Source organism: Saccharopolyspora gloriosae (genome assembly GCF_014203325.1).
Lineage (GTDB): Bacteria > Actinomycetota > Actinomycetes > Mycobacteriales > Pseudonocardiaceae > Saccharopolyspora_C > Saccharopolyspora_C gloriosae.
In genome coordinates, this window is record NZ_JACHIV010000001.1 from 5,156,293 (window position 1) to 5,172,450 (window position 16,158).

The window sequence follows — 16,158 nt, forward strand, 5'->3', positions numbered from 1 at the left end:
ATTCCCGGCGCCGGCGACCGCCTCCCCCATGAGATGATCTCCAGCGCCCGGAGGACGCTAACAGCGCGGATTCACGCGCGTGGCCACTTCGGAGAACGTCACACGGAACCCGCACCGCGCAGCGCGGCGAGGAAGTCCGCCCACCGCCGAGCGGGCACGACGAGCACCCCGGTCTCCGGCGACTTGGAGTCCCGAACCCCGACGAAGCCCCCACCGGGGGCGACCTCGACGCAGTTGGCGGTGTCCGCGCTGCGGCTGGACTTTCGCCAGTTGAACGCCACCTCTACGCAGTTGGCAGTGGTTGCGCTGCGACTGGACTTCCGCCAGCGGACTTGCTCAACGTGAAGCTGCTTCATGCACGAAGGATGTCACCCATGCTGCTCACGTTGAACAGCTAGATGACGCAGGTACTCGACGGTCTTCTCCGGTGGAAACGCAATCGTCGATAGCTCCTCCCACGCCGCGCGGTAGAGATCGAGATGCTCTTCTTCTTCAAGGAACAGACTGGAGGACAACTGTTCCAACCAGACCAAGCTCGGCTCGTCGTCGTACTCAAGCAGGATGAACGCCCCGGCCATGGCTGCATGAAAACTGACATCGGCCGGCAAGACCTGAACGGTCACGTTCGGCCGCGTGGCCTCGTCCGACAAGTGCCGAAGTTGCCGCGTCAGAGCCCCAGATTCCCCGAAGGGCCTGGTCAGGACTGACTCTTCGAGGATGACGTGCAGTTCCAGCGGTTGCGTTTTGGACAAGAGTCCTCGCCGCGCCATCCTGCTGGACACCAGCTCGTCTACCTCTCGGTTCAGCAGAGAACCGCCCGTAGCCCGAATGATCGAAGTGGCGTATTCGGAGGTTTGCAGCAGGCCGGGGATGCCGAGCGGTTCGTAATGCCGCAACCCCGTCGCTTCGTCCTCGAAGTCGCTCCAGGTCTGCCAGTCCGCCGGGAAGTGCGCGTTGCGCGTGCGCAACCAGCTGCGCTGCTCCGCGTGGCGGGCGATGTCGAGGAGTTCGACGCGGCGCTGCTGGGTCACCTGGTAGAAGTCGAGCACCTTCTCCAGGTCGTCCAGGTAGATGCCGATCTCGCAGGTCTCGATCCGGTTGATCTTGCTGCCGGACATGCCGAGCTCCTTGCCGACTTCAGCGGCACTGACGCCCTTCTCGGCGCGAATCTTGCGCAGGGTCTGCGCGAGACGACGGGACCGGGCGGACGGTCCGGGACGGCGAGGCATCAACGATCTCCTGTCGTTGCGGGGAATGTGCTCCCAGCCTGGCAGGAATGATCAGCTTCCGCGATCACTCGATCGCGTAATTGCGCGCCTTCTTGCGTTCACGCAATTCTTGAAAGCGTGATCCACAACCCCAGGAGGCAGTGATGGACGAGAAGATCGCGCGGTTCGGTTCCGAGAGTCCGCAGCGGGAGTGGCTGTGCCGGTGCAGCGACGACGACGAGGAGATGGCCGTCTGCACCGTCGGGGTCGCCTCCGGCGACGTCGAGGTCTTCGGCCCGGAGTACCAGGGCTACTTCCGCTTGCGCTACAGCGAGATCGCAGTCTTCCGGCACGCGCTGGACGAGGCGATCACCGTGGCCGAACAGGACCTCGCCAGGAAAGCGCGGCTAGGAACTCGGAGCTCGAACCTTGAAGGTGGTCCTGCGGACGTTAAGTGAAGCGTCGCTCGGCGAAAGCTGGACCCGCTACCCCACGCACGTGGGACGGGTCCGCGACGCGGACTGTACTCGGTGGGCACAAGCAAGAACGAGCAGCATGCGCGGGCAAGACCAGAACAGCCAAGGGAAAGCGGCGCAGAAGGCCGAACCCGAGGCTCAGAGCTCGAACCGGTAGCCCATCCCCGCTTCCGTGATCAGGTGCCGGGGGCGGCTCGGGTCCGGTTCGAGTTTGCGGCGCAGTTGGGCCACGTACACGCGCAGGTAGTGGAACTCGTCCGCGTAGGCCGGGCCCCACACCTCCTGCAGCAGCTGCCGCTGCGCGACGAGCCTGCCCCGGTGGCGCACCAGGACTTCCAGCATTCCCCACTCGGTCGGCGTCAGGTGCACCTCCGCGCCCTCGCGGTGCACCTTCTTCGCCGCCAGGTCCACCTGGAACGACTCGGTCCGCACCACCGGTTCGTCCTCGGCCGCCGACACGTGCGAGCGGCGCACCGCCGCGCGCAGCCGCGCCAGGAGTTCGTCCATGCCGAAGGGTTTCGTGACGTAGTCGTCGGCGCCGGCGTCGAGGGCGTGCACCTTGTCGGTCGACTCGGTGCGCGCGGACAGCACGATGATCGGCAGCGTCGTCCAGCCGCGCAGGCCCGCGATGACCTCGACGCCGTCCAGGTCCGGCAGGCCGAGGTCGAGCACCACCACGTCCGGTTTCGCGTCCGCCGCGACGCGCAGCGCCGTCGCCCCGTCGGGAGCCACCACGACCTCGTAGCCGTGGGCGGTGAGGTTGATGCGCAGGGCGCGCAGCAGCTGCGGCTCGTCGTCGACCACCAGGACCTTCGTCATCGCCCCTCCGTCGCCACCGGCAGCGCCAGCACCATGGTGAGACCGCCGCCGGGCGTGTCCTCCGCGCGGATCGTGCCGTGCATGGCCTGCATGAAACCCTGCGCCACGCTCAACCCCAAGCCGACACCGGGCGGGCCCGTGTCCGCGTGGCCGTCGAGGCGTTCGAACGGGGCGAACACGGCCTCCGCGGCGTCCTCGGGCAGGCCGGGGCCGTGATCGACGATGCGCAGCTCCACCCACCGGGCGTGCTCGCTGGCCCGCACGCTCACCCGGTCGCCGCCGTACTTCACCGCGTTCTGCACGACGTTCGCGATGACCCGCTCCAGCAGTCCGACGTCGGCGAGCACGGCGGGCAGCGACTCGTCGGTGTCGACCTCGACGCGCTCGCGGCCCTCCAACCCGGCCAGCGCTCCCGCGACGACCTGGTCGTAGCCCACCGGGTGCAGCTGCGGCACGATCGCGCCCGTCGCCAACCGGGACGAATCCAGCAGGTTGTCCACCAGATCCGTCAGCCGATCAGTGGATTCCTCCACGCCCGCCAGCAGCTCCGCCGTGTCCTGTTCGGACAGTTCCAGGCCGGGGATGCGCAGGCTGCTCACCGACGCCTTGATCGACGCCAGCGGCGTGCGCAGGTCGTGCCCCACCGCGGAGAGCAACGCCGTGCGCAGGCGGTTCGCGTCGGCTTGGCGTTGCGCCTCCGCCGTCTCCGCCACCATGCGCTGCTGGCGCAACGCGACCAGCGCCTGCCCGGCCGCCGCCTCCAGGACCGTGCGGTCGTCCGCGGGCAGCGCCCGGCCGTCGGGGCGGCTCAGCGCCAGGTGCACGTCCGGGGTCACCTCGATGTCCACATCGGACTGATCCGGTCGAGTGCACGGGCGGGCGCCGAGGGACGCGGCGATGGTCCAGCCGTCATCACCCCGCTCCAGCAACGCCGCCGACGAGAGCCCGAAGTTCTCCACCAGCTTCTCCAGCAACCTCGGCAGCGGATCGGGGTGTGTCAGCACCGTGCGCGCGTACGAGGCGAGCAGCGCGGCCTCCGTGCGGGCGCGCGCGGCGCGCTCGGCCAATCGGGCGGCGCGGTCCACCACCACCGCCACCATCAGGCCCGCGCCGATCATCGCGAACACCGTCACCAGCGTGCCCGGATGGCTCACCGCCAGCGAATGCCGCGGCTCCGTGAGGAAGAAGTTCAGCAACCCGCCCGCCAGCAGCGCCGTCGCCACCGACGGAGCGACCCCGCCGACCAGCGCCACCACCACCGTCGCCAGGAAGTAGCCGACCACGTCGGTGGAGAGCTCGAAGTTCCCCAACAGCGCGCTGAGCACCGTCACCAGCGTCGGCAGCACCACCGCCAGCCCCCAGCCCCAGGCCCGGCGCACGCGGGACAGCGGGTTGCGCGCGGGGCGGCGGAACGGGCGCGCACCGGCCTGGCCGTGCGTCACCATGTGCACGTCGATCTTCCCGGAGTGCTGCACGACCGTGGAGCCGATGCCCTCGGCGGTCACCCGCGCCCAGCGCGAGCGCCGCGACGTGCCCACCACCAGCTGCGTCGCGTCCACGCCACGGGCGAACTCCAGCAACGCCTCCGGGACGTCGTCGCCCACCACCGTGTGGAAGCTCGCGCCCACGTCGTCGGCGACCCGGCGGGCCCGAGCCAGGTTCGCCGGGGAGGCACCGGCCAGCCCGTCGCCGCGCAGCACGTGCACCACCTGCAGCTCCGCGCCCGCGCGGGCGGCGATGCGGCGGGCGCGGCGGATCAGCGTCTCGCTCTCCGCTCCGCCGGTGATCGCCGCGACGACCCGCTCCCGGGCCTCCCACGTGTCGGTGATGTGGCGTTCCGCGCGGTAGCGGCGCAACGCCACGTCGACCTGGTCGGCCAGCCACAGCAGCGCCAGCTCGCGCAGCGCCGTGAGGTTGCCGGTGCGGAAGTAGTTGCCCAGCGCGGCATCCACCTTGTCGGCGGCGTAGACGTTGCCGTGCGCCAAGCGGCGCCGCAGGGCCTGCGGGGTGATGTCGGCGAGCTCGATCTGCTCGGCGCGGCGCACCACCTCGTCGGGGACCGTCTCCTGCTGGCGAACTCCGGTGATCGACTCGACGACGTCGTTGAGGCTCTCCAAATGCTGCACGTTGACCGTGGACAGCACGGTGATCCCGGCTTCGAGCAGTTCCTCGACGTCCTGCCAGCGCTTCTCGTTGCGGGAACCGGGAACGTTGGTGTGCGCGAGCTCGTCGACCACCGCGACCTGGGGTTTCCGCGCGAGGACCGCGTCGAGGTCCAGCTCGGTCACCGGCACGCCGCGGTGCACCAGGGTGCGGCGCGGCACCTGCTCCAGGCCGTCGAGCAGCCGCCGCGTCTCCTCCCGGCCGTGCGTCTCCACCAGGCCGACGACCACGTCGGTGCCGCGCGCGCCGCGCCGCCGCGCCTCGCCGAGCATCGCGTAGGTCTTGCCCACGCCCGGCGCGGCGCCGAGGTAGATCCGCAGGTCGCCCCGCTTCATCCGATCCCTTCCTGACGTGAACGGCCACCACCGATCCTGCCGCTCCTGCCGACCGCTCACCCGCTGTGGGCCGCGGCGACGGCGGCGTTGAGCGCGGGCACGGCGACGGTGCGCTCGGCCACGACGCCACCCGAGGTGGACTCCGCGATGAGGCGCTGCACCTGCGGCAGCGGCAGACCCGTCGTGCGGGCGACGCGCGGCGCCTGCAACGCGGCGTAGGCGGGGCTGATGCCCGGATCGACACCGCTGGCCGAGGCGGTGACCGCGTCGGCCGGGACCGCCGCGGGCGCCACGTCCTCGCGGGCGGCGACGGCGGCTCGGCGTTCCTGCACGGCGGCGAGCTGTTCGGCGTTGTCCGCGCTCCGGTTGGAACCGCCGGACGTCGCCGGATCACCCGGGCCGAGGTTCCCCGCCGCCGACGCCGACGGCCGGGTGTGGAAGAACGGGTCCCGCGCCGGGTTCGCGGGCACCGGATCGACCCCGATCAGCTCGGAGCCGACGACCCGGCCGTCCACCACCAGCGGCGAGCCCTCCGCGTGGTCGTGCAACCCCGGCACCCGGCTCACGCCCCACACGGCCAGCGGATACCCGATGCCCAGCAGCACCGTCGCCACCAGCAGCACCCGCAACCCGGTCCCGGCCTGCCGCAACAGCGTCATGAACATGATCTCCCCTCGCTTTCCGGAAACTCGTCAGCCCAGTCCGGGCAGGTGGCGGACGACGAGGTCGATGAGCCAGATGCCGAAGAACGGGGTGATGACTCCGCCCACGCCGAACAGCAGCAGGTTGCGGCGCAGCAGCGACGCCGCGCTCGCCGGGCGGTAGCGGACGCCGCGCAGCGCCAGCGGGATCAGCGCCACGATGATCAGCGCGTTGAAGATCACCGCCGAGATGATCGCCGAGGACGGCGTCGCCAGGTGCATCACGTTCAACCGGCCCAGCTGCGGGTGGATCGCCACGAACAGCGCGGGCAGGATGGCGAAGTACTTCGCCAGGTCGTTGGCGATGCTGAACGTCGTCAACGCCCCGCGCGTGATGAGCAGCTGCTTGCCGATCTCCACGACCTCGATGAGCTTCGTCGGGTCGGAGTCGAGGTCCACCATGTTCCCGGCCTCCTTCGCGGCGGCCGTTCCGGTGTTCATCGCGACCCCGACGTCGGCCTGCGCGAGCGCGGGCGCGTCGTTGGTGCCGTCGCCGGTCATCGCGACCAGCCGCCCGCCTTCCTGCTCCCGGCGGATCAGCTCCATCTTGTCCTCGGGCTTCGCCTCGGCGAGGTGGTCGTCGACGCCCGCGTCCCGCGCGATGGCGGCGGCGGTGAGCGGGTTGTCGCCGGTGACCATGACGGTGCGGATGCCCATCGCGCGCAGCTGCGCGAACCGCTGCGCCATGCCGGGTTTGACGACGTCGGACAGCCGGATCACGCCGAGCACCCGCACGGCTCCGCCACGCTCCTCCGCGACGGCAAGCGGTGTGCCGCCGTCCCGCCCGATGCCGTCGGCCACGTCGTCCACTTCGGACTCGACGGTGCCGCCGCCGGAGCGCACCCACTCGCCCACCGCGCTCACCGCGCCCTTGCGGATCCGCCTGCCGGGCAAGTCGATGCCGCTCATCCGGGTCTGCGCGGTGAACTCGACGGTCTCGCCGGATTCCGCGGGCAGGCCGCCGAAGCGCTCGCGGCAGAACTCGACGACGCTGACGCCCTCGGGCGTGGGGTCGGCGAGGCTGGACAGGCTCGCCACCTCCGCGAGCTCCCGCTCGGAGACTCCCCCGACCGGCACCAGCTCGGTGGCCCGCCGGTTGCCGAAGGTGATGGTGCCCGTCTTGTCCAGCAGCAGCGTGTCCACGTCCCCGGCGGCCTCCACCGCGCGCCCGGACTTGGCGAGCACGTTGCGCTGCACCAACCGGTCCATGCCCGCGATGCCGATCGCCGAGAGCAGCGCGCCGATCGTGGTCGGGATCAGGCACACCAGCAGCGCCGTCAGCGTCACCACCGACAGCGGCGAACCGGAGTAGCCGGCCATCGGCTGCAGCGCGGTGACCGCGAGCAGGAAGACGATCGTCAGCGTGCACAGCAGGATCGTCAGCGCGATCTCGTTCGGCGTCTTCTGCCGCCGCGCGCCTTCGACGAGCGCGATCATCCGGTCCACGAAGGTCTCGCCGGGAGCGGTGCCGATCCGCACCACGATCCGGTCCGAGAGCACCGTGGTGCCCGCGGTGACGGAACTGCGGTCACCGCCGGATTCCCGGATCACCGGCGCGGATTCTCCGGTGATGGCGGACTCGTCGACGGTGGCGATGCCTTCGACGACGTCGCCGTCGCCGGGGATCACCTCGCCCGCCTCGACGACCACCCGGTCGCCGACGCGCAACGCGGTGCCCGCGACGGATTCCTCGCCGTGCTCGGTGATCCGGCGTGCGACGGCTTCGGATTTGGCGCGGCGCAACGAATCGGCCTGCGCCCGGCCACGCCCTTCGGCGACCGCTTCGGCCAGGTTCGCGAACAGCACGGTGAACCACAGCCACGCCGCGACGACGATGCTGAACACACTGGGTTCGACGACGGTCAGCGCGGTCACCAGCACCGATCCCACCCAGACCACGAACATGACGGGGTTGGCGAGCTGGTGGCGCGGGTGCAGCTTGCGCAGCGCGCGGGGCAGCGCGGCGAGCAGCTGGCGCGGGCTGAACGCCCCGGCGGCCACGGCCCGTTCTCGGTGCGGCGCCTGCTTGTCCGGTGGGGTCAGGACGGTGGTCATGCCAATGCCTCCGCGATCGGGCCGAGCGCCAGCGCGGGCAGGAACGTCAGCGCGGCGACGAGGACGACGGTGCCGGTGAGCAGGCCCGCGAACAGCGGACCCGTGGTCGGCAGGGTTCCGGCGGTGGCCGGGACGCGCCGCTGCCGGGCGAGCGCGCCTGCGAGCATCAGCACCGCCATGATCGGCACGAACCGGCCGAACAGCATGGCCAGCGCCAGCGTCACCTGGAAGAAGTCGCCGGTGGCGGTGAGCCCGGCGAACGCGCTGCCGTTGTTGTTGGCCGCCGAGGCGTACGCGTAGAGGACCTCGGACAGGCCGTGCGCGCCGGAATTCCCCATCGCCGCCGAAGTCGTGGGCAGCGCGATCGCGGTCCCGGTGCCGAGCAGCACCAGCGTCGGCATCACCAGGATCGACAGCGCGGCGGCGGTGATCTCGCGGCGGCCGAGCTTCTTGCCCAGGTACTCCGGGGTCCGCCCGACCATCAGCCCGGCCAGGAACACCGCGATCACGGCCAGCACCAGGATTCCGTAGAGCCCCGCTCCCACTCCGCCGGGCGCGACCTCGCCGAGCAGCATGTTCAGCAGCGCGACACCACCGCCGAGCCCGCTGAGGCTGTCGTGCGCCGAGTTCACCGCACCCGTCGAGGTTCCGGTGGTGACCACGGCGAACAGGCCGGACAGGTACGTCCCGAACCGGGCCTCCTTGCCTTCCATCGACGCGCCGGCGGCCAGCGCGGCCGGACCGTTCGGGTGCGCCTCGGCCCACCACGCGATCGCGAGCATCGCGGCGAGCAGCCCGCCCATGACCGCCAGCAGCGCCCGGCCCTGCCGCCGATCGCCGACCATCGTGGCGAAGGTGCGGGTCAGGCAGATCGGGATCAGCAGCATCAGGAACACCTGCAGCAGGTCGCTGAGACCGCCGGGGTTCGAGAACGGGTGCGCCGAGTTCGCGTTGAGCACGCCGCCACCGTTGGTGCCGAGCACCTTGATGGCCTCCTGGCTAGCGACCGGCGCGGTGGCGATCGTGTGCGGCTGCCCGTCGAGGCCCACCACGTGCAGGCCCGGCGCGAAGCTCATCACCGCGCCGAGCGCGACCAGCAGCACCGCAGCCACGGCCGCGACGGGCAGCAGGATTCGCACCACTCCCCTGGTCAGGTCCACCCAGAAGTTCCCGATGCGGTCGGTGCCGGAGCGGCTGAACCCGCGCACCAGCGCGACGGCGACGGCCATGCCGACCGCCGCGGACAGGAAGTTCTGCACGGTGAGCCCGGCGACCTGCACGGCGTGGCCGAGCACCTGCTCCGGCACGTAGGACTGCCAGTTGGTGTTGGTCGCGAAGCTGACGGCGGTGTTGAACGCCATCGCGGGTTCGACGGCGCCGCGCCCGAAGTTCCACGGCAGCAGCGCTTGCACCCGCTGCAGCAGGTAGAGCAGCGCGACCGAGACGAACGAGAAGCCGAGCACGGCGGCGGCGTAGGTGCTCCAGCGCTGGCCGGAGTCGCCGTCGACCCGCAGCAGGCGGTAGAGCCACCGCTCCACGCGCCAGTGCCGGTCGTCGGTGTAGGTGCGCGCCATGTGGTCGCCGAAGGGGCGGTAGACCACCGCGAGGGCGAGGACGAGGAGGCCGACCTGGACCAGGCCGACCGCGAGGGTGGACATCAGAACTTCTCCGGCCTGATCAGGGCGACGAACAGGAAGACGACGAGCAGCAGCGCGAGCGCTCCGCCCGCGATGTCGGCCACGAGCGCGATCACAACCGCTCCAAACCGCGCAGGGACAGCGCCAGCACGAGGAATCCGCCGATCAGCAGCACGGCGCAGGCCAGGTCGGCCATCGCTGCGCCCCCTTCTCCGGTGCACCGGGCGCCCCGGTGGCGCCCTCCGGCCACCACTCAAGTCCTGCCGCGGCGGCTCGGACAGGTCTCTGACACCGGTTTGACGCGGGCGGCCGCGGTCTTGACGCGTCCCTTACGGAACTCCGGCGGAGCGGTTCAGGTTCACCCGTGCGAGTGAGGCAGTGGCGTCTTTCACTCCTCCGGCGGCAGCGGCCGTGTTACGACCGCGTTACCTGCCCAGATGCCCGCACCGAACACGCACAGCTACGGATTTTCGCCCGTTTTGGCTGGTCTGGGCGTTGTGTCGCCGAAAATCGACATCCCGAAATTGGTTTCGTCGATGCAACGAAGTAGTTACCTTGCCTAAGTAAGAACCTTCGCGAAGGGAGCTACGCCCATGTGCGGCATCTCCGGCTGGATCGACTTCCGCCGAGACCTCACCCGTGAACAGCCCGTCATCGACGCCATGTGCGACACCATGGCCTGCCGCGGGCCGGACGGAGCCGGGACCTGGGTCCAGCCCCACGCAGCGCTCGGCCACCGCAGGCTCGCGATCATCGACCTGCCCGGCGGCGCGCAGCCCATGGAGGTCGACACCGCCGACGGCAAGGTCGGCATGGTCTACAGCGGTGAGGCCTACAACTTCACCGAACTGCGCGACGAACTGCGCCGGCGCGGCCACTCCTTCGACACCGACAGCGACACCGAGGTCGTGCTGCACGGCTACCTCGAGTGGGGCGCAGGCGTCGCCGAGAAGCTCAACGGCATGTACGCGTTCGCCGTGTGGGACACCCGCACCGACCAGCTGCTGCTGATCCGGGACCGGATGGGCATCAAGCCGCTGTACTACCAGGAGACCGAGAACGGGATCATGTTCGGCTCCGAGCCGAAGGCCATCCTCGCCAATCCCGAGGTCGAGAAGGTCGTCGACGCCGACGGGCTGCGCGAGCTGTTCTCCGTGACCAAGTCGCCCGGCAAAGCCATCTGGCAGGGCATGCGCGAAGTCGTGCCCGGCACCGTGGTCACCTTCGACCGCAACGGCCTGCGCGAGCACACCTACTGGAGCCTCGACGTCGCCGAGCACACCGACGACCAGGAGACCAGCGTCGCGCACGTGCGCGAGCTGCTCGACGACATCGTGCGCCGCCAGCTCGTCGCCGACGTGCCGCGCTGCCTGCTGCTGTCCGGTGGCCTCGACTCCAGCGCGCTGACCGCGCTGTCCGCCCAGCAGCTCGCCGAGCAGGGCGAGAAGGTCCGCAGCTTCGCCGTGGACTTCGTCGGGCAGACCGAGAACTTCAAGCCCGACGAGATGCGCGCGACGCCCGACGGGCCGTTCGTGCAGGACGTGCACAAGCACGTCGGCTCGCAGCACCAGGACATCGTGCTCGACCCGCAGGCCCTGGCCGACCCCGCCGTGCGGCGCGCGGCCGTGCAGTCCCGGGACTTCCCGATGGGCCTCGGGGACATGGACAACTCGCTGTACCTGCTGTTCAAGGCCATCCGCGGCCACTCGACCGTGGCGCTGTCCGGCGAGTCCGCCGACGAGGTCTTCGGCGGCTACAAGTGGTTCCACGACCCGAAGGTGCAGCAGGCCCGCACCTTCCCGTGGCTGGCCGCGTTCGACACCCAGCAGGCCGCGGGCACCCAGATCCTCGACCCGTCGATCTCCTCGACGCTGGACCTGCCCGGCTACATCTCCTCGGAGTACGAGCAGGCCGTCGCCGGGATGCCGAAGCTCGACTCGGACAGCCCGTTCGAGGCGAAGATGCGCGAGATCAGCTACCTGCACCTCACCCGCTTCGTCCGGATGCTGCTGGACCGCAAGGACCGGATGAGCATGGCCGTGGGCCTGGAGGTCCGGGTGCCGTTCTGCGACCACCGGCTCGTCGAGTACGTGTTCAACGCGCCGTGGTCGCTGAAGACCTTCGACGGCCGGGAGAAGAGCCTGCTGCGCGGCGCGTCCGCCGACGTGCTGCCGAAATCGGTGGTGGAGCGGGTCAAGAGCCCGTACCCGTCCACCCAGGACCCGGCCTACGCCGCCGAGCTGCAGAAGCAGGTCAAGGAGCTCATCGCCAACGGCGACCGCGCAATGGAGCTGCTCAACGCCGACTGGGTGCGCAAGGCCGCGGACCTCGATCCGTCCGAAGTGGACACCCCCACCCGGAACGTGTTCGAGCGTGCCCTGGACGTCTCGGTGTGGTTCGACCTGCACAACCCGACGGTGAAGATCTGACCACCCCCGCCACGGGTTGAGTCAACGGACCGTTCGTCCAACGCTGGGCGAACGGTCCGTTCGTCGCCACCGGCGAGTGCCGACGCCCGCGAGCGGGTGGCCTCCGGGCTCGACGCGCGGGACCGGACCGCCCGATCACGTCGGTCGAACGGTCCGCTCACCTCACCCGGCGCGGGGGCCCGGCGGGAATCCGTGGCGGCGGGCGAGCAAGGCGGCGCCCCCGGCGAGAGCCGCGAGCACGACCGCCGCCCACGGGAACGCGACGGGCCCCGGAGTCGCCAGCAGCACCGCGCCGACGGCGCCGCCGCCGAAGATGGCCATGTTGAACACCACGGTGAGCAACGCCTGCGCGAGGTCGATCTCGCTGCCCGCCGCATCGGCCGAGGCGGTCTGCACCTGGACGGAGGAACCGCCGAAGGCCACGCCCCAGAGCACCGTCGCGAGGTAGAACAACGGCGGCACGTCGCCCCACAGCCCGAACAGCACGCCGGCGAGGCCGAACACGGCCACGCTGCCCAGCACCAGCCGACGCAGCGAACGGTCGATCGCCCGGCCGGTGAACCAGATCCCCCCGAGCGCGGAGAGCCCGAACAGCAGCAGCACGAGATCCACCCGGCCCGGAACTCGCACGTAGGCGAGGTACGGGGCGATGTAGGTGTAGAGGATGTTGTGGGCGAGCATCCAGGTGAACACGACCAGCAGCACCGGCGCGATACCCGGGATGCGCAGCACTTGGAGCACCGGCGTGCGCCGCGGCCCGGATGTGCCGGGCCGGTCCGGCACCGCGGCCAGCACCCATCCGATCAGCGCCATCGAGATCACCGACAGCCCGGCGAACGTCGATCGCCAGCCCACCAGCGCCCCGGCGAAACTGCCCAGCGGCGTGCCGATCGACAGGGCGACCGGCGTACCGACCATCGCGACGGCGAGTGCGGTGCCCGCCCTGGAGATCGGCACGATCGCCCGCGTGTAACCGGAGATCATCCCCCACAGGAGCCCGGAGAACGCGCCGGCGACGAAGCGGGCCGCCATTGCGACGGCGTAATCCCCGGCAAGCGCGGTGACGGTGTTCGCGACCAGGAATCCGGCGATCCCGCTCAGCAGCAGCGGTTTGCGCCGGACCGGGGCCGTGAGCCGGATGGCCGGGACGGCCGCGAGGACGGTGCCGAGCGCGTAGACGCTGACGAGCTGCCCGGCCGAGGCTTCGCTGACGTCGAGTCCCGCGGCCAGTTGCGGCAGCAGTCCGGCCGGAGCGGTCTCGGTCATGATGATCACGAATCCGGTCAGCGCCATCGCCAGCAGCGCCGACCACGGCAGCCGTCCGCCGCCGTCCCCCTTTCGCTCGTGCCCCGCCGGTTCGCTCACATCAACTTCTGGATTGGTCACTCCACAAGTATGTGCGAACGGGTGATGACGTTGTCAACGAATTCTGGAACACATAGTCTTGAAGTGTTCGGGAAGGAGCGGGCATGGCACGCACGGGGCGTCCGCGCGAATTCGATCGCGATGCAGCGCTGCAGGCCGCACTGCGGCTGTTCTGGGAACACGGCTACGAAGCGACCAGCCTGGCGCAACTGCGGACCGCGCTGGGAATCTCCTCGGCCAGCTTCTACGCCGCCTTCGGTTCCAAAGAAGCGCTGTTCGAAGAGGTCGTCCAGACCTACATGGCCTCGTTCGGCCGGGTCACGGACGCCGTCGGACGGGAGGACCTGCCGCCGCGGGACGCCGTCGAGCAGGTCCTGCGCGCCTCTGCCCGGACCCAGGCCGACCCCACCCACCCGGCGGGCTGCCTGCTCGTCCTCGCCGCAACCGTCGGCTCCGCCGATCACGGAACCGTCCGAGCCTTGCTGACCGAGCGCCGGGCGGTGGTGCGGCGCAACGTCGCGGCCTGCGTGCGACGGGCGGTCGCAACAGGCGAACTCGACGCCGAGACGGACCCGGAGAACCTGGCCGTGGTGTTCACCTCGTTCATGTACGGCCTGTCGATCGAAAGCCGCGACGGCGCGACCCCGGAAAGCCTGGACGCGGCGATCACCCACCTGATGAAGGTGTGGGACGACGCCCGCTCCGAACCGGCGTCCTGAAGCCGCCGGACCCGTCAGCTCAGCGGGATGAGGAGGCGGAAGGTGGAGCCTCCCGCCGGGTTCGCGGTGAGTTCGACGCGGCCGTTGTGGGCCTCGGCGATGGCGGCGGTGATCGCCAGGCCCAGGCCGGTGCCGCCCTCGGAGCGCTCGCGGCCGTCGTCGACGCGGTAGAACCGGTCGAAGATCCGGCGCGCGTGCTCCGGCGGGATGCCCGGACCGCCGTCGCTGAGCGAGACCACGCCCATCGGCGTGCCCGGCTCGATCGCGGCACCCGCCGCGAACACGTCGTCGCGCGCCGCCCCGTGCTCCACCTCCACCCGCACCGGGGCGCCCGGAGTCGTGTGCACCAGCGCGTTCGTCATCAGGTTCGTGAGCACCTGCCGCAGTCGCGGCCCGTCGCCGAGCACCCGCACCGACCGCCGCGGCACCACCAGCTCGATCTCGCGGCCGGTGTCGCGCACCCGCGCGTCCCCCGCGACGTCCCGCGCCAGCGGCACCAGGTCCAGGTCCACCAGGTCGATCGTGCGCTCCCGGTCCAACCGGGCCAGCAGCAGCAGGTCCTCCACCAGGTCGCCCATCCGGACCGCTTCGCTCTCGATGCGCGACATCATCAGCCGCACGTCCTGCTCGCCCGGCGACTCGCTGCGCCGGTACAGCTCGGCGAAACCCCGGATCGAGGTCAGCGGCGTGCGCAGCTCGTGCGAGGCGTCCGCGACGAACCGGCGCAACCGGTGCTCGGACTGCTCGCTCTGCTGCAACGCCGCCACCAGCCTGCCCAGCATGGTGTTCAGCGCCGCGCCGAGCCTGCCCGTCTCGGTGCTCGGGTCCTGGTCGGCGATGCGGCGGTCCAGTTCGCCGGTGGCGATGGCGTGCGCGGTGTGCTCGATGCGGGTCAGCGGCCGCAACCCCAGCCGCACCGTCACCATCGACACCACCGCCAGCACCGCCACCACGATCGCGCCGACCACCAGCTCGATGATCAGCAGCCATTGCAGCGTCAGGTCCACGTCACCGGTCGACAGCGCCAGCGACACGCTCTCCCCGTCGGACCTGGTCTCGGTGAGCACGCGCCAATCCGCGCCGCCGGAACCGTCGGGCACCGTGATGACCCGGCCCTCCGGACCGGGGTGGCGCAGCATCGGCTTGCCCGGGTCGGTCTCCGTCGGCCCGATCACCTTCCACAGCTCGCCGTCCGCGGTGAAGAACAACGCGCGGAAGTCCGTGGGCAGGTTCGGGCCGCGACCCGGTTTCTCGTCGGGCATCGGCGGCGGGTGCCGATCGTCCACCCATGGCCGGGACATCTCGTGCAACCGCCCGTCGAGCTTGTCCATCAACGAGTTCCGCAGCAGCAGCTGGCTCGCGAAACCCATCGCGACCAGCCCCGCCACGGTGGCGCCGATCAGCACCAGCAGCAGCCTGCCGCGCAACGTGCGGGCGAACCGCCGCATCCCGGTCAGCATCGGGCGCGCTCCTCCGGCGGGATGCGCAGCACGTAACCGACCCCGCGGATGGTGTGGATCAGCGCGGGCGAGGTGAAGTCGACCTTGCGGCGCAGGTAGCTGATGTAGGACTCGACGATGCGGCTGTCCCCGCCGAACTCGTAGTTCCACACGCGGTCGAGGATCTGGCCCTTGCTGACCACCTTCTCCGCGTTGATCAGCAGGTAGCGCAGCAGCTTGAACTCCGTCGGCGACAGGTTCACCAGCCGCCCGTCCCGGCGCACCTCGTAGGTCTCCTCGTCGAGCTCCAGGTCCTGGTAGCGCAGCCGCGAATCCGGCTCGGCGACCTGCGCGGGCTGGGCGCGGCGCAGGATCGCGCGCAGCCGCAGCACCACCTCGTCCAGGCTGAACGGTTTCGTCACGTAGTCGTCGCCGCCCGCGGTGAGCCCGGCGATGCGGTCCTCCACGGCGTCGCGCGCCGTCAGGAACAGCACCGGCACGGCGTCACCGCCGTCGCGCAGCCGCCGGGCCACGGTGAACCCGTCCTGGTCCGGCAGCATCACGTCCAGCACCACGATGTGCGGGCGGAAGTCGCCGGCCGCGCGCAACGCCTCGGCCCCGCTCGCGGCGCCGCGCACCTCGAAACCGCTCAGCCGCAGCGCGGCGGTGAGCAGCTCCAGGATGTTGGGTTCGTCATCGACGACCAGTACCCGCGCCGACGGCGCCTTCGCATCAACCACCGGACCAGGATCTCTCACTCATCTGGGGACTCGCTGAACAGATGCTGGGAACCCGGTGGGACGGGGAATCCC

The 16,158-nt window shown here is 70.7% G+C and carries 15 protein-coding genes; 3 read left to right on the top strand and 12 right to left on the bottom strand.

Going from position 1 to position 16,158, the window contains the following annotated elements:
- Window positions 1-98: 98 nt before the first annotated feature.
- Window positions 99-356, bottom strand: a complete 258-nt coding sequence (locus BJ969_RS22420; protein WP_184481779.1) for a DUF397 domain-containing protein — start codon at window positions 354-356, stop codon at window positions 99-101.
- A gap of 12 nt (window positions 357-368) precedes the next feature.
- A complete protein-coding gene (locus BJ969_RS22425; RefSeq protein WP_184481781.1) occupies window positions 369-1,229 on the bottom strand; it encodes a helix-turn-helix domain-containing protein in 861 nt (286 codons plus the stop codon).
- A 143-nt stretch (window positions 1,230-1,372) separates the two neighbouring features.
- On the opposite strand from BJ969_RS22425, the gene BJ969_RS22430 reads away from it, so the two are divergent.
- On the top strand, window positions 1,373-1,666 hold the full coding sequence (locus BJ969_RS22430; RefSeq protein WP_184481783.1) for a hypothetical protein: 294 nt from the start codon (window positions 1,373-1,375) through the stop codon (window positions 1,664-1,666).
- A 156-nt stretch (window positions 1,667-1,822) separates the two neighbouring features.
- Here BJ969_RS22430 and BJ969_RS22435 read toward each other — a convergent pair whose 3' ends face one another.
- The 7 genes from BJ969_RS22435 to BJ969_RS30330 are packed head-to-tail and all read right to left on the bottom strand — an operon-like array spanning window position 1,823 to window position 9,644.
- Window positions 1,823-2,503 (bottom strand): response regulator, encoded by a 681-nt coding sequence (locus BJ969_RS22435; protein ID WP_184481785.1) that lies wholly within the window; start codon window positions 2,501-2,503, stop codon window positions 1,823-1,825.
- Complete coding sequence (locus tag BJ969_RS22440) at window positions 2,500-5,001, bottom strand: DUF4118 domain-containing protein (protein WP_184481787.1); 2,502 nt, start codon at window positions 4,999-5,001, stop codon at window positions 2,500-2,502. Before BJ969_RS22440 ends, BJ969_RS22435 begins: the two co-directional genes overlap by 4 nt.
- Window positions 5,002-5,057: 56 nt before the next feature.
- Window positions 5,058-5,666 (bottom strand): potassium-transporting ATPase subunit C, encoded by a 609-nt coding sequence (locus BJ969_RS22445; RefSeq protein ID WP_184481789.1) that lies wholly within the window; start codon window positions 5,664-5,666, stop codon window positions 5,058-5,060.
- A 27-nt stretch (window positions 5,667-5,693) separates the two neighbouring features.
- On the bottom strand, window positions 5,694-7,757 hold the full coding sequence (kdpB, locus tag BJ969_RS22450) for a potassium-transporting ATPase subunit KdpB (protein WP_184481791.1): 2,064 nt from the start codon (window positions 7,755-7,757) through the stop codon (window positions 5,694-5,696).
- Window positions 7,754-9,415: a potassium-transporting ATPase subunit KdpA gene (kdpA, locus tag BJ969_RS22455; protein ID WP_184481793.1), complete on the bottom strand. Its 1,662-nt coding sequence runs from the start codon at window positions 9,413-9,415 to the stop codon at window positions 7,754-7,756. Before kdpA ends, kdpB begins: the two co-directional genes overlap by 4 nt.
- A complete protein-coding gene (kdpF, locus tag BJ969_RS30325; protein WP_184481795.1) occupies window positions 9,415-9,510 on the bottom strand; it encodes a K(+)-transporting ATPase subunit F in 96 nt (31 codons plus the stop codon). Before kdpF ends, kdpA begins: the two co-directional genes overlap by 1 nt.
- Complete coding sequence (locus BJ969_RS30330) at window positions 9,507-9,644, bottom strand: hypothetical protein (RefSeq protein ID WP_184486164.1); 138 nt, start codon at window positions 9,642-9,644, stop codon at window positions 9,507-9,509. Before BJ969_RS30330 ends, kdpF begins: the two co-directional genes overlap by 4 nt.
- A 343-nt stretch (window positions 9,645-9,987) precedes the next feature.
- On the opposite strand from BJ969_RS30330, the gene asnB reads away from it, so the two are divergent.
- A complete protein-coding gene (gene asnB / locus BJ969_RS22470) occupies window positions 9,988-11,823 on the top strand; it encodes an asparagine synthase (glutamine-hydrolyzing) (RefSeq protein WP_184481797.1) in 1,836 nt (611 codons plus the stop codon).
- A gap of 162 nt (window positions 11,824-11,985) precedes the next feature.
- Here the strand turns inward: asnB and BJ969_RS22475 are convergent, their stop codons facing one another.
- Complete coding sequence (locus BJ969_RS22475) at window positions 11,986-13,209, bottom strand: MFS transporter (protein ID WP_343071545.1); 1,224 nt, start codon at window positions 13,207-13,209, stop codon at window positions 11,986-11,988.
- 83 nt (window positions 13,210-13,292) lie between these two features.
- Here BJ969_RS22475 and BJ969_RS22480 point away from each other — a divergent pair, with 83 nt between their 5' ends.
- Window positions 13,293-13,907: a TetR/AcrR family transcriptional regulator gene (locus tag BJ969_RS22480; RefSeq protein WP_184481800.1), complete on the top strand. Its 615-nt coding sequence runs from the start codon at window positions 13,293-13,295 to the stop codon at window positions 13,905-13,907.
- A gap of 14 nt (window positions 13,908-13,921) precedes the next feature.
- Here the strand turns inward: BJ969_RS22480 and BJ969_RS22485 are convergent, their stop codons facing one another.
- Entirely contained in the window at window positions 13,922-15,367 is a 1,446-nt protein-coding gene (locus BJ969_RS22485) for a sensor histidine kinase (protein WP_246457057.1), read from the bottom strand.
- Entirely contained in the window at window positions 15,361-16,086 is a 726-nt protein-coding gene (locus BJ969_RS22490; RefSeq protein ID WP_184481802.1) for a response regulator, read from the bottom strand. The genes BJ969_RS22485 and BJ969_RS22490 overlap by 7 nt, the downstream gene beginning before the upstream one ends.
- Window positions 16,087-16,158: the final 72 nt, after the last annotated feature.